Below are 13,363 nucleotides of genomic sequence, written 5' to 3' on the forward strand. Positions count from 1 at the left end.
TGCGAGCGAAGCTGGTAGACTCCGCCGCCATTATGATTCGACTTCAGAACCTGACTTTACAGCGTGGCCCTCAACGTCTGCTAGAAGACGCTGAGCTGACCCTGCACGCCGGCCACAAAGCCGGCCTCATCGGTGCCAACGGCGCCGGCAAATCGAGCCTGTTCGCCTTGCTTCTGGGTGACCTGCACCCGGACTCGGGTGATTGCTTTTTGCCGGCGGACTGGCGCATCGCCCACATGCGCCAGGAGATCGACACCCTCGATCGCGTGGCGGTCGACTATGTGCTCGATGGCGACCTGCGCCTGCGCGAGGTGCAACGCGACCTCGCGGCAGCCGAAGCGGCCCATGACGGTACCGCTCAGGCCCGCCTGCACTCGGAACTCGACAGCGCCGACGGTTACACCGCCGATGCCCGGGCCCGAAAGCTGCTGGCCGGCCTTGGGTTCACCAATGAACAGATGGATCGCCAGGTAGGAGATTTCTCTGGTGGTTGGCGGATGCGTCTGAACCTGGCGCAGGCTTTGATGTGCCCCTCGGACTTGTTGCTGCTCGACGAACCGACCAACCACTTGGACCTCGACGCCATCATCTGGCTCGAAGAATGGCTCAAAAGCTATCCCGGCACCTTGATGCTGATTTCCCACGACCGGGACTTCCTCGATGCCGTGGTCGATCACGTGGCTCACGTCGATCAGCGCAAGATCACCCTGTATCGCGGTGGTTACAGCGCCTTCGAACGCGCCCGTGCTGAACGTCTGGCCCAGCAACAGCAGGCCTACGAGAAGCAGCAGGCGCAACGTGCGCACATGGAAAGCTACATCGCCCGCTTCAAGGCCCAGGCCACCAAGGCCCGTCAGGCCCAGAGCCGGATAAAGGCGCTGGAGCGGATGGAAGAGCTGTCCGCCGCCCACGTCGATTCGCCATTCGATTTCGTTTTCCGCGAATCAGTGAAAATCTCTAGCCCGTTGATTGATCTCTCCGACGCCCAACTGGGTTACGGCGAACGAGCCGTGCTGGAAAAGGTCAAGCTGCAACTGACCCCCGGTGCGCGGATCGGTTTGCTCGGCCCGAACGGGGCCGGTAAATCGACTCTGATCAAAAACCTTGCCGGTGAACTCGAGCCGTTGTCCGGCCGCCTGACCCGTGGCGAGAACACCGTCGTCGGCTACTTCGCCCAGCATCAACTGGACTCGCTTGACTCCAAGGCCAGCCCGTTGCTGCACATGCAGCGCCTGGCGCCGACCGAGCGCGAGCAGACGCTGCGCGACTTCCTCGGTGGTTTTGACTTCCGCGGTGCGCGGATCGATGAGCCGGTGCTGAATTTCTCCGGTGGCGAAAAGGCCCGTCTGGCGCTGGCGTTGATCGCCTGGGGTCGGCCGAATCTGCTGCTGCTCGACGAACCGACCAACCACCTGGACCTGGAAATGCGCCTGGCGCTGACCATGGCCCTTCAGGAATTCAGCGGCGCGGTACTGGTGGTCTCCCACGATCGTCATTTGCTCAAAAGCACCACCGACAATTTCTATCTGGTCGCGGACGGCAAGGTCGAGGAGTTCGACGGCGACCTGGAAGACTACACCCGTTGGCTGGTGGACTACCGTCAGCGCAACGCCCCGGTCAGCAATACGCCGGTCAAACCGGACAAGACCGACAAGAAGGCCCAGCGCCAGGCGGCGGCCGCGTTGCGTCAGCAACTGGCACCGCACAAGCGCGAGGCTGACAAGCTCGAAGCCGAGCTGGGCAAGCTGCACGAGAAACTGGCGAAGATCGATACCAGCCTCGGCGACAGCGATATTTACGAGCCTGCGCGCAAGAACGACTTGCGTGATCTGCTGGCCGAACAGGCCAAGTTGAAGGTGCGTGAAGCCGAGCTGGAAGAAGCCTGGATGGAAGCGCTGGAACTGCTTGAAAGCATGCAGGCGGAGCTGGAGGCGCTGTCTTGATGGAAGCCTTCACACTGCCATTGCCTGCCGTGTGGATCGAGCCGATCTGGCTGGTCGTGCAAATCTTGCTGATCCTGCTGGCCGGTTATATCGCCCAGCGTGTTGTCGCTAGATGCCTGACTCGATTGGGCGAGCGCTATCCGTTTCCACCGCAGTTTTTCATGCCGCTACGCGGTGGCCTGCGCTGGCTGATCATGGGCAGCGCGCTGATCTTCGTGCTGGAACGTCTTGGGGTGTCGGCGACGGTGCTCTGGACCGCGTTGTCCGGGTTTGTCGCGGTAGCGGCAGTGGCGTTTTTCGCCATGTGGAGTGTGCTGTCCAACCTGTTGTGCGCGATCCTGATCTTCACCGTCGGTCCATTCCGCATCGGTGACGTGGTCGAATTGGTGGACACCACCGACAAGCCTGGCGTCAAAGGCCGGGTCGTTGCGATCAATCTGCTCTACACCACGCTGATCGAAGCCGAAGAGCTCGGTACCGGCAGTGCCATGGTGCAAGTGCCCAACAGCCTGTTCTTCCAGCGCTCGGTTCGACGCTGGCGCGGCACCGATGTATTCCCTTCCAACGGTTTCGAAAAGTAAGCCTTCTGTTGCCTGACATATCGCTTTCGCGAGCAGGCTCGCTCCCACAGTAGATCAGTGGCGCTCACAAATTCCATGTGGGAGCGAGCCTGCTCGCGAAAGGGCCCTCCAGCTGTAAACGCTGGTCGGCTTCAACTCTGTCCTGCAAAAAATCGGTAGTCATCGGCCCAAAGCCGCATTAGCTTAGACGTCTGTCACGAGTCTGAGTCGAGGTGTGCGATGGTGCTTCAAACATGGCTGGCGTTTTTTGCCGCCTGCTGGGTGATCAGTCTGTCTCCCGGTGCCGGCGCCATTGCGTCGATGTCCAGCGGTCTGCGATACGGTTTCTGGCGCGGTTATTGGAACGCCCTGGGCCTGCAACTGGGCCTGGCGCTACAGATTGCGATTGTCGCTGCCGGTGTTGGTGCAATCCTCGCAGCGTCGGCCACCGCTTTCTATGCGATCAAATGGTTTGGCGTGGCCTATCTGGTTTACCTGGCGGTCAAGCAATGGCGCGCGCTGCCCAATGACATGAGCGACGACGCGGCCGTCCGGCAAATCGGCAAGCCGATGGCGCTGGTGTTCCGGGGTTTCCTGGTGAACATCAGCAATCCCAAGGCGTTGGTGTTCATGCTCGCGGTGCTGCCGCAATTCATTGATCCGCATGCACCTCTGGTGGCGCAGTACCTCATCCTCGGTGTGACCATGATCTGCGTCGACCTGATTGTCATGGCCGGTTACACAGGGCTCGCTGCCAAGGTGTTGCGCCTGTTGCGCACGCCCAAGCAGCAAAAACGCATGAACCGCACCTTTGCCGGGCTGTTCATTGGTGCGGCGGCGTTCATGGCGACCCTTCGCAAAGCGGCAGTTTAAAAACCTTCAGGCACAAAAAAGGCGACCCTTGGGGTCGCCTTTTCAGTTTCAGGGTTCAGTGCAGAATCACCGGCGCTATGTCCGCTGGCAGGTTATTGCGCCGCGGGGCTTGGCCCTGCTGCTCGTAACCGCCGCCACCGAGCTGTTGGCTCAGTTGCCCCGCCACGTCTTCACCCAAGGACTTGGACACGTCACGCACCACCCGCGGGCGGTTCAGCGAGACACGGATGTCCCGATGGTTCATCAGTTTGGTGTCCTGACCTTCGCCCATCGCCGTGAAGGCCGAGGTGATTTCGAAGGTCTTGGTGTTGATCAGGCTGAAATCCGCCACCAGGGTCAACGCCAGCACCGCCGAATAGCTGTCGGTGTTGGCGAGCTCGTTGATGTCGTTGTTGAAGTCGATGTCCGACACGGTGCCGAACAACACATAGTCGGCGCCTTTGAAGTTGCCGGCCTTGATTCGCTTGATCACGTCATAGACGTCACCCTTGGACGCCGATGTATAAGGCGTGCCCTGGACCAGCTGGAACATGCCGGTACGAAGAATCTCGCCCTTGATGTCGCCGGTGAATTTGCGCAATTCACCTTGTTCGATGTAGCTGGTGGTGGCTTCGATTTCGTTGTAACTCGAAGACCCGCTTGCGCCGTAGTAACTCTGGCTGTGATTGCTCTGTGCCGAAACGATGTGGATGTACTGCTCCACTCGCTCCTGGTACGCGAGGTCCGTCACCGCGACTTTCGGGGCCGCTTGCACGCTGAACGCGCAAGCCAGGGCCATCATGCCAATCCATGCGCGCATTGATTAGCGCTCCGTGGTCTTGCGGATCTCTTTCTCGTCCATCCACTCGGCCAGGCCGCTTTCAACGTCAATCAATTGCAGGCTGAACTTGTAAAAGACGTCCTTGTAGTCGCTGCTGCGCTTGACGATCGAGCTGATCGAACCTTCGATACGGTATTTCGCGGCGATCATGTTGCCGGTCTTGGCCACCGTGTTCTTCTTGTACAGACCGCTCTGGTTTTGCAGCTTGAGCTGGTCGACCTGGCTCTGCATAGCGGTGTTGTCGCTAGCGAAGCGGGCCGTGCCGGTCTTCATCAGCTGAGTCTTGATGCTGGTGGTGATTTCACGCGTATCGATGTACTCGCTGGTCTTGTTCTTCACGTCGTAAACCTGAACCACCGGGCGGTTTTGCAGAATGCCGGACTGGGCCAGTGAGCGGGTCATGGATTCAGCGATCATCTGCAGGTCGGTGGAACCGAACTCGTTGGTCACGGTTTCCACAGCCTTGGTGTCGCCGTAGCTGATGCTTTTGCTGCCCAGCGATGGCGAAGTGTTGGCGCAACCGCTGGCCAGAAGGGCGATAACGGCAATGAACGAAAAGCGTGCAAACATGGGAAGGCTCTCTAGAACTGAACGAATAGGGTGTCGGGCTTAAGGCGTTTTGATTTCGAGACGGAAATCCACGGCTTTGGCGGTTGGTGCGATCGCCTGAATGAAGCTGGTCTGCTCGCCGTACATCATCTGGCTTTTCCAGGTTTCTTCTTCGGCGACGGGGAAACCTTCCGGGCCGAGCCAGGCAAAACGGTAGTAGAAGGTCTTGTTGTTGAAGCTGGTGTTGCTCAGCTGCGCATTGACCGTCATGAAGCCGTTTTCCCGGGCGACGCGCATGGCGCCGACCACGATGTTCTTGAGCTTGCCCATGGCCACGACCTTGCTGGCGGCGCTGCCAGGTTCCGGTGGTGGCGGGGTGGCGCACCCGGCCAGCAAGGCCAGGGCGACAACAGCGATGAGTTTGAAGCGCATGCAAAGACTCCGTTCTTAAGGTTTGAGGCTGGCTACGGCGGTAGCGTTGGCACTCGGGATCACGTGCGCGGCCACGCCGCTGGCGAACACCTGATTGCCCACGGCGCGCAAGGTGATGACCTGGTAACGCTGATCGACGGTGACCTTGACCACCGAACCGCCCACGGCGCTCGGCAGGGTGACTTGATGCTCACCTTTCTTCAGGCGCAGACGCACCACTTGCGTGTAGTCCGGCAGGGTGCGCCACGTACGGGTATCGGCACCTTCGAGCACGGCTGAAGAGATACCGACCGCCAGGCCCGCCAGTGGGTTGGTTTCATTGATCTGCTTCTGCGCCACGCCTTTGGTCACGGCACGCACGGTGGTGCGCAAAATGATGCCCGGCATATCGTCACGCAGTGCGCGACGGGACATGGCGGTGGTGCTGTTGAGTTGCGTCAAGTTCAGTTGCTGACCGTCAACACCGATCTGTGTGAGCGTGGCGGTGGAGGTGTCCGCCTTGATGATCGGGAACGACAGTGGCGTGATCACCAACTGGTTGCTGATCGGCAAGGGCAATGGGATGCGGATCGAATCGCGCGACGGCGCCAGACCACTTTGCACGACGATCAGGATGTCGCTGCCCTCGTCCTTGCCACTTGGCTTGTCGAGATTGACCAGCGCCTGCTCAAGCAGCGGGGTGTTCGGGCGCAGTTCGGCGGCTTTGCGGTAGCCCGGTGCAGCCAGGTCTTTTTCACCCAGGGCTTCGTAGACGAAGCCGGCCAGGTAGTGGCTGAACGCACTCTGGTAGCTGTTTTTCAGGCTGACCACTTCCGGTGCGTCGAGGCTGGCGACCGGGTAACCCTGCAAATCCTTGTACTGGGTTTTGACGCCTTCTTTCTCGGCTTCCTCTTCGCTCTTGAGGTATTCCTTGTCGCGCAAGTCGGCGATCACTGCTTCGCGTTCATGGGTCTTTTTGATCGACATGCGCGCGCCGTCAAAGTCGTTTACCGCCAGCAGGTTGAGGGCCATCTGCGTGGTCAGCATGACTTTTTCGTAGTCGTAGCCTTCGTAGCGACGGACCTTGTCGTTTACCACGAAACTGCCGAACTGGGCGAGGTATTTGCCGGTATCAAGCTTGACCGAGTCTTCCCACTTGCCCACCACCTGATCGGCGCTGGTCCAGGCGTTCTGGCTGCCGGACAGGTCACCTTTGGCGCGCAACAATTCACCCTTCTCGAAGTAATAGAGCAGGTCTTTGTCCGCGCTGGTGTTGTTCTTTTCCAGCAGGGTCAACGCGGCATCGACATTGCCGGCGGCCAGTTGCTGGTTGGTTTGGGCCAGTTCCGAATCGTAGTTACGAAACGCCGAGCAGCCGGAAAGCAAGGTGACGGCGCTGAGCGCGATCGATGTAAGGGCGCGGGATGCCATTGGGTACTTCTTCCCTGAATATAAGCAGCCGCAAATGCTGGTCGGGCTGATAGGACCTACTGGCGGGAATGTTGGCATCCTGCCAATTCCTCATAAAAAGAGGAGCTTAAATACCGTTTCGCAATAACGAAGGCGCGGCATTATAGGCAAGGATGCTGGCTATGTAATGGCTTTTTAATTTCGCATTTTAACGATGTGCCATCATGACTCGAAGCGCGAACCCAATGCGTCGGCCTCCCAGCCGTGCCGCATACTCATAACAAAGCTTGAGTGAAAGTCATTGGAAGTGAACAATGTGTTACTTCGTATTTCCAATTGAGATTCATTCATGACCGCCCCGTCCCGTTTCCTGACCTGGCTGATGTTGCCGTTGTTTGCACTGTGCAGTTTCAACCTGCTGGCCGACACCGTGGAAGGCGCGCCACAAGCGCTGCATTTGCTCGATTACATCGGTGCGGATTACCCGGAAACGGTGCAGGCGGGCAAGGTCATCAATGAGTCCGAATACCAAGAGCAGCTGGAATTTATCAAGGTGCTGCAAGGCTTGATCGCTGCGATGCCGGCCAAACCGGAAAAAGCCGGGCTGGAGCAGGGCGTCAGCACGCTGCGCAACGCGATCACTGCGCGTCAGGACGGCGCGGGCGTCAGCCGCCAGGCTCGGCAACTCGGCGCGAAGCTGGCGGTGACCTATGAAGTCAGCCAGGCACCGATCATTACGCCGGATCCGACCCGTGGTGCGCCGTTGTACGCTCAGCATTGTTCGGTGTGCCACGGCGACGCAGGTGCCGGGGATGGCCCGGCGGGTGTCGGTCTGACGCCAGCGCCGTCCAATCTGCGTAATGCGGCGCGACTGGATCACGTGAGCCTCTACGCGATCTACAACACCCTGGGCCTCGGTGTCGAAGGCACCGACATGCCGGCCTTCGCCGATCAGCTGGACGATCGTCAGCGTTGGGACCTGGCGACCTACATCGCCAGCTTCAGCGCCGATCCGGCTGCTGCAAAATCTGAAAAGACCTACGACATCGCCGACCTGGCCCGTCAGACCCCCGCAGAAGTGCAGGCTGCCGAGGGGCCGCAAGCGGCGGCGACCTTCCGTGCGCAGCGGGCGCAACCGCCGCAGGTCAAGCGTGGTCCGGCGCAGTTGCTCGACTACACCGCCGCGACCCTGGACAAGAGCATCGCCGCCTACCGTGCCGGTGATCACGATCAGGCTTATGACCTGTCGGTGGCGGCTTATCTGGAGGGTTTCGAACTGGTCGAAAGCTCTCTGGATAACGTCGACGCCAATGCGCGTAAAGACACTGAAAAATCGCTGATGGCTTACCGTCAGTCGTTGCAGGATGGTTTGCCGGTGGCTCAAGTCCAGCAGCGTCTGGACGCAGCCAAGGCCAAGTTGAAGGAATCCGCCGGCCTGCTGGGCAGCGATGGCTTGAGTTGGTCTTTGAGCTACATCTCCGGTTTGTTGATTCTGTTGCGCGAAGGCCTGGAAGCGATTCTGGTGCTGGCGGCGATTCTCGCGTTCCTGCGCAATACCGGCCAGCAGTCGGCGGTGCGTAGCGTCAACGTCGGCTGGGGGCTGGCGCTGCTGGCGGGTCTGGCGACCTGGGCGCTGGCGGCGTACGTGATCGATGTCAGCGGCTCGCAACGCGAATTGCTGGAAGGTGCGACGGCATTGTTCGCCGCCGTCATGGTGCTTTGGCTCGGTGTGTGGATGCACGATCGTCGTCACGCGGCGGCCTGGCAGGATTACATCAAGAGCAGCCTGGTGGGCGGCGGTGGTCGTTTCGGGTTTGCGACGCTGGCGTTCTTCTCGGTGTATCGCGAGCTGTTTGAAGTGATTCTGTTCTACGAGACCCTGTGGCTGCAGGCAGGTCCGGCGGGCCATAACGCGGTGCTCGCTGGCGGTGCGACGGCGTTGGTGTTGTTGGTGGGTCTGGCTTGGGTGATTCTGCGTGGCTCGGCGAAGCTGCCGCTGTCGCTGTTCTTCAGTATCAACGCCGGTCTGTTGTGCGCGTTGTCGGTGGTGTTTGCCGGGCATGGCGTGAAGGCGTTGCAGGAAGCCGGGATTTTCGGCACCCGGCCGGTGCCGTTCTTTGACTTCGACTGGCTGGGGATCCACGCTGATGCGTATTCGCTGAGTGCGCAGGCGCTGGCGATTATCGCGATCATCGTGCTGTATAGCCGTAGTCGGCTGGCTGAGAAGCGGCGGGTGCCGGTTTCTTAAAAGCATTCGATGCGCTCACAATCGCGGGCAAGCCTTGCTCCTACAGGTTGTACGCGGCCGCAAGAGGCGCGTGATCCTGTAGGAGCAAGGCTTGCCCGCGATGCTTTTAACGGAGGAAAAACTATGCGTGTGTGGATCGATGCCGACGCCTGCCCTCGGGCGGCCAAGGATCTGGTGGTGAAGTTCGCCCTCAAGCGCCAGTTCGAAGTGGTGTTGGTGGCCGGACAGCCGCAGGTCAAACCGGGTTTGGCCCTGGTCAAGTTGATCGTGGTGCCAAGCGGTCCGGATGCCGCCGACGACTACCTGGTGGAACACGCGGTCCCCGGCGAATTGGTGATCTGCAGCGATGTGCCGCTGGCCGACCGTCTGGTGAAAAAGGGCGTTGCGGCGCTGGATCCACGGGGCAAAGAGTTCGATGCGCAGAACATGGGCGATCGGTTGGCGGTGCGTAACCTGTTCACCGATTTGCGTGAACAGGGGCAGATGAGCGGCGGACCGGCACCGTTTGGCGAGCGTGAGAAGCAAGCGTTTGCCAATGCGCTGGACCGGATCCTCACGCGACTTTCCCGCAAGTCTTAAGCATGACGGTGATCTCTGTGGGAGCGAGCCTGCTCGCGATGGGGTCGGCACATTCAACATTGATGTCGACGGTTAGACCGCTATCGCGAGCAGGCTCGCTCCCACATTTTGAACAGTGTCAGGCGTCGTTTTCGTGGGTGAGTTCGAGGACGCGGTCGACCAGTTTGTTGATGCCGGAAGCGGCCTCGCTGATCGATTGCGCCAGCATGTACGCCGGAGTGCTCACCAGCTTGCGCGCCTTGTCTTCAACGATGTCAGTTACCGCGCAGTCGGCGTGTGTAGCGCCCATCTTGTTCATCGCGGCGGCGGTATCGGCATCGTTGCCGATGGTGCAGGTCACACCGGGGCCGTAGATTTTGGCGGCCAAGGCCGGCGAGATGCAGATCAGCCCCACCGGTTTGCCGGCTTCGGCGAACGCTTCGGTCAATGCCAGGACGTCAGGCTGAACGCTGCAACCAGCGCCTTCGATGGCAAAGTTCGACAGGTTCTTGGCTGATCCAAATCCGCCTGGAACGATCAGCGCATCGAAGTCTTCGACGCTGGCTTCGCGGATGTCCTTGATGTTACCTCGGGCGATCCGCGCCGATTCCACCAGTACGTTGCGCGACTCGGGCATTTCTTCGCCGGTCAGGTGATTGATCACATGCAACTGCGCAATGTTCGGTGCGAAACACTGCACCTGGGCGCCGCGCTGGTCCAGCCGCAGCAGGGTGATCACGCTTTCGTGGATCTCGGCGCCGTCGTACACGCCGCAGCCGGAAAGGATCACTGCAATTTTTTTGCTCATGGGCTTTTCTCCAGATTCATGGCGTTAAATGTCCACTAATTTGTCACTCGTTGCCATAGGGTTAATTCGCGGCTACACCTAGGATCTGTCCTCAAGATTCCGATCAGGGCGCGTCATGGACTTCATTCTGTATGCGGTGCCGTTTTTCTTTGTGCTGATTGCCGTCGAACTGCTGGCCGACCGTTGGCGTGGAGTGAGCAATTATCGCGTGGCGGACGCGATCAACAGCCTGAGCACCGGCGTGCTGTCGACCACCACCGGCCTGTTGACCAAAGGCGTCGGCCTGGTGACGTATGCGTTTGCCCTCAAGCACCTGGCGCTGTTCGAACTCTCGGCTGGCAGCGTTTGGGTCTGGGTGTTCGCCTTCGTCCTCTACGACTTCTGCTACTACTGGCTGCATCGCATGGGCCACGAACGCAACATCCTCTGGGCGGCGCATTCGGTGCATCACCAAAGCGAGGACTACAACCTTTCCACGGCGCTGCGCCAGACCAGTACCGGCTTCCTGTTGAGCTGGATTTTCTACCTGCCGATGGCCGTGTTCGGCGTGCCGCTGTTGATGTTCATCAGCGTTGCCTCGCTGAACTTGCTGTACCAGTTCTGGGTGCATACCAAACACATTCCCAAGCTCGGCTGGTTCGAGTGGTTCTTTGTCACGCCGTCCAATCATCGGGCTCACCATGCACAGAACGCTCTCTACATGGATCGCAACTACGGCGGGGTGTTCATTATTTGGGACCGTCTATTTGGCTCGTTCCAGGAAGAGGACGACAACGAACCGGTGATTTTCGGTGTCACCACGCCGCTGGCGAGCTGGAATCCGTTGTGGGCGAACGTGCAGTTCTACGCGCAGCTGTGGGATGACGCGCGGCGTGCGCAAAGCAAATGGGACAAGCTGCGCATCTGGTTCATGCGCACCGGTTGGCGGCCGGCGGACGTGGCGGCCAAGTACCCGATGAACAAGCCAGACCTGAGTCAGTTCCGTAAATTCGAGGTGCCGCTGGACGGGCGTCAGCAGCTTTACGTCGTGTTGCAGTTCTGCGTCTACATCGCGCTGGGCAGCTACTTGATGAACCTGGAGCAGAGTTTGCCAACCGCCGCGCTGGTACTCGGCTGGAGTGCAGTGGCGCTGGGTTTGTTTACCTTGGGCGTGGCCCTGGAGAATCGCCCGTGGGCGCTGAAGCTGGAGCTGCTGCGCCTGGCGTCGAATGTGCCGCTGGTGTGGCTGGCGCCGGTCGTTGGGCTGTGGCCGGCCAGCGCGGTGGGCTGGGTCGGCCTGCTGAGTTACAGCCTGCTCAGCGGTATCGGTCTCTACTGTTGCAGAAACCGTTTCACTCGGTTGGCGTCTTAGTCTCGGCAGATTTGGCCAGTTCGGCCTGCTCGTCGGCGTAGATCTTCTTCGCCAGACGGGCGTTCTTGAGGCGTCGGCGTAACCACAGACAAAAGCCCAGTATCAGCAGGGCGCCAAGCACCCATAGCTCGTACTTCTTGACGCTGCCAAGCATGCCTTCGAGCACCGCACCGAAGTGATACGCGGCAGCAGCCAGCGCCGCGGCCCAGATCGCGGCACCAATCCCGTTGAGCAGCAGATAACGTCCTGGCGGATAGCCCGACAGGCCGATCGCCACCGGCATCACCGTGCGCAGGCCATAGACAAAGCGGAAGCTCAGTACCCAGATGTCCGGGTGCCTGCGGATGTGTTCCAGCGCCCGGTCACCCATCAATTGCCAGCGCGGTTTGCGTGCCAGCAACTTGCGGCCGTGCTTGCGCCCCAGGAAATACCACAGCTGATCACCGGCATAACTGCCGAGGAACGCCACGATCATGACCAATTTGAGGTCCATGTATCCGCGGAACGCGAGGAAGCCTGCGAGCACCAGAATGGTTTCGCCTTCGAAAAACGTGCCGAGAAAGAGGGCGAAGTAGCCGAATTCCTGAAGAAATTGTTGGAGCATTGTCTGGATGCTGGCGAAATGAACGCGCAGCCTAACCCTTCGGGAACATTCATGAAAGTGTCCAAATGTGTCTCGACGTGAACATTTCCTACAAGGACAATGGAATGCGGCTACGTGACGCAGGGATGCACACAACTGTCATACGTTGGTCATAATGGCCGCTTATAACTGTCACGCTCGCCCGCCAGTGCGGGCTCAGGAGTCTGCCGTGAGCTTTACCCCCGCCAACCGTTTGTTTCCAGCAACCCGCCTGCGTCGCAACCGTCGTGATGATTTCTCGCGTCGACTGGTTCGTGAAAACGTTCTGACCGTCGATGACCTGATCCTGCCGGTGTTCGTGCTGGACGGTGAAAACCGTCGCGAAGCGGTGGCGTCGATGCCAGGCGTCGAGCGCCTGACCATCGATCTGTTGCTTGAAGAAGCGGCCAAGTGGGTCGAGCTGGGGATTCCAGCCTTGGCGTTGTTCCCGGTGACGCCGCCGGAGCTCAAGTCTCTGGACGCCGCCGAAGCCTGGAACCCGAACGGCATTGCCCAGCGCGCCACTCGTGCATTGCGGGCGCAGTTCCCTGAGCTGGGCGTGATCACCGACGTTGCGCTGGACCCGTTCACCACCCACGGCCAGGACGGTATCCTCGACGAAGAAGGCTACGTGCAGAACGACATCACCGTCGACGCACTGGTCAAGCAGGCGCTGTCCCATGCCGAAGCCGGCGCTCAGGTGGTGGCCCCGTCGGACATGATGGACGGTCGCATCCAGGCGATTCGCGAAGCGCTGGAACTGGCCGATCACGTCAATGTGCGGATCATGGCCTACTCGGCGAAGTACGCCAGCGCCTATTACGGCCCGTTCCGCGATGCGGTCGGTTCGGCGCTGAACCTGGGCAAGGCCAACAAGGCCTCCTATCAGATGGACCCGGCCAACAGCAACGAAGCCCTGCACGAAGTGGCGGCGGACTTGTCAGAAGGCGCGGACATGGTCATGGTCAAGCCAGGCATGCCGTATCTGGACATCCTCTACCGGGTCAAGGAAGAATTTAAAGTGCCGACCTTTGTTTATCAGGTCAGCGGTGAATATGCCATGCACATGGCGGCGATCCAGAATGGCTGGTTGAGCGAAGGGGTTATCCTCGAATCCCTGACCGCTTTTAAACGTGCAGGCGCTGATGGCATCCTGACTTACTTTGCCGTCCGTGCTGCTCAATTGTTACGAGAGCAAAAATAGCCCTCC

Annotated in this window: 13 protein-coding genes; 7 read left to right on the forward strand and 6 right to left on the reverse strand. The window is 59.9% G+C overall.

The window, feature by feature from the left end; genetic code table 11:
• The first annotated feature begins 32 nt into the window (after nucleotides 1-32).
• The 3 genes from abc-f (at nucleotide 33) to ACYZUA_RS03570 (ending at nucleotide 3,376) form a co-directional block, all read left to right on the forward strand.
• Nucleotides 33-1,943: a ribosomal protection-like ABC-F family protein gene (gene abc-f, locus ACYZUA_RS03560; protein WP_461962096.1), complete on the forward strand. Its 1,911-nt coding sequence runs from the start codon at nucleotides 33-35 to the stop codon at nucleotides 1,941-1,943.
• Nucleotides 1,943-2,524 (forward strand): mechanosensitive ion channel domain-containing protein, encoded by a 582-nt coding sequence (locus ACYZUA_RS03565; RefSeq protein WP_461962097.1) that lies wholly within the window; start codon nucleotides 1,943-1,945, stop codon nucleotides 2,522-2,524. The genes abc-f and ACYZUA_RS03565 overlap by 1 nt, the downstream gene beginning before the upstream one ends.
• A 219-nt stretch (nucleotides 2,525-2,743) precedes the next feature.
• The gene (locus ACYZUA_RS03570) at nucleotides 2,744-3,376 is read left to right on the forward strand and encodes a LysE family transporter (protein ID WP_461962098.1); all 633 of its coding nucleotides are present in this window, start codon (nucleotides 2,744-2,746) and stop codon (nucleotides 3,374-3,376) included.
• A 55-nt stretch (nucleotides 3,377-3,431) separates the two neighbouring features.
• Here the strand turns inward: ACYZUA_RS03570 and ACYZUA_RS03575 are convergent, their stop codons facing one another.
• The 4 genes from ACYZUA_RS03575 to ACYZUA_RS03590 are packed head-to-tail and all read right to left on the reverse strand — an operon-like array spanning nucleotide 3,432 to nucleotide 6,587.
• On the reverse strand, nucleotides 3,432-4,175 hold the full coding sequence (locus ACYZUA_RS03575; protein ID WP_461962099.1) for a penicillin-binding protein activator LpoB: 744 nt from the start codon (nucleotides 4,173-4,175) through the stop codon (nucleotides 3,432-3,434).
• Nucleotides 4,176-4,178: 3 nt separating this feature from the next.
• Nucleotides 4,179-4,766, reverse strand: a complete 588-nt coding sequence (gene lpoB / locus ACYZUA_RS03580; protein WP_461962100.1) for a penicillin-binding protein activator LpoB — start codon at nucleotides 4,764-4,766, stop codon at nucleotides 4,179-4,181.
• A 39-nt stretch (nucleotides 4,767-4,805) separates the two neighbouring features.
• Nucleotides 4,806-5,177, reverse strand: coding sequence for a YcfL family protein (locus ACYZUA_RS03585; protein WP_283182138.1), 372 nt, complete (start codon nucleotides 5,175-5,177; stop codon nucleotides 4,806-4,808).
• A gap of 15 nt (nucleotides 5,178-5,192) precedes the next feature.
• Nucleotides 5,193-6,587 carry a COG3014 family protein gene (locus tag ACYZUA_RS03590; RefSeq protein ID WP_461962101.1) on the reverse strand — a complete coding sequence of 465 codons (1,395 nt, stop codon included), beginning with the start codon at nucleotides 6,585-6,587 and terminating at the stop codon, nucleotides 5,193-5,195.
• Nucleotides 6,588-6,915: 328 nt separating this feature from the next.
• Between ACYZUA_RS03590 and ACYZUA_RS03595 the strand changes: the two genes are divergently transcribed.
• Both ACYZUA_RS03595 and ACYZUA_RS03600 read left to right on the forward strand, forming a co-directional pair.
• Nucleotides 6,916-8,814, forward strand: coding sequence for an FTR1 family protein (locus ACYZUA_RS03595; protein ID WP_461962102.1), 1,899 nt, complete (start codon nucleotides 6,916-6,918; stop codon nucleotides 8,812-8,814).
• A gap of 123 nt (nucleotides 8,815-8,937) precedes the next feature.
• Nucleotides 8,938-9,393, forward strand: coding sequence for a YaiI/YqxD family protein (locus ACYZUA_RS03600; protein WP_461962103.1), 456 nt, complete (start codon nucleotides 8,938-8,940; stop codon nucleotides 9,391-9,393).
• A 118-nt stretch (nucleotides 9,394-9,511) separates the two neighbouring features.
• Here ACYZUA_RS03600 and elbB read toward each other — a convergent pair whose 3' ends face one another.
• Nucleotides 9,512-10,180 (reverse strand): isoprenoid biosynthesis glyoxalase ElbB, encoded by a 669-nt coding sequence (gene elbB, locus ACYZUA_RS03605; RefSeq protein ID WP_461962104.1) that lies wholly within the window; start codon nucleotides 10,178-10,180, stop codon nucleotides 9,512-9,514.
• A 115-nt stretch (nucleotides 10,181-10,295) separates the two neighbouring features.
• On the opposite strand from elbB, the gene ACYZUA_RS03610 reads away from it, so the two are divergent.
• Entirely contained in the window at nucleotides 10,296-11,531 is a 1,236-nt protein-coding gene (locus ACYZUA_RS03610; protein ID WP_461962105.1) for a sterol desaturase family protein, read from the forward strand.
• Here ACYZUA_RS03610 and ACYZUA_RS03615 read toward each other — a convergent pair.
• Nucleotides 11,512-12,135, reverse strand: a complete 624-nt coding sequence (locus ACYZUA_RS03615) for a DedA family protein (RefSeq protein WP_283189386.1) — start codon at nucleotides 12,133-12,135, stop codon at nucleotides 11,512-11,514. The two genes, ACYZUA_RS03610 and ACYZUA_RS03615, sit on opposite strands and share 20 nt — an antisense overlap.
• 208 nt (nucleotides 12,136-12,343) lie before the next feature.
• Here ACYZUA_RS03615 and hemB point away from each other — a divergent pair, with 208 nt between their 5' ends.
• The gene (gene hemB / locus ACYZUA_RS03620; RefSeq protein ID WP_008150323.1) at nucleotides 12,344-13,357 is read left to right on the forward strand and encodes a porphobilinogen synthase; all 1,014 of its coding nucleotides are present in this window, start codon (nucleotides 12,344-12,346) and stop codon (nucleotides 13,355-13,357) included.
• The last annotated feature ends 6 nt before the right edge of the window (nucleotides 13,358-13,363 follow it).

The organism is Pseudomonas sp. LS2P72 (assembly GCF_054897865.1).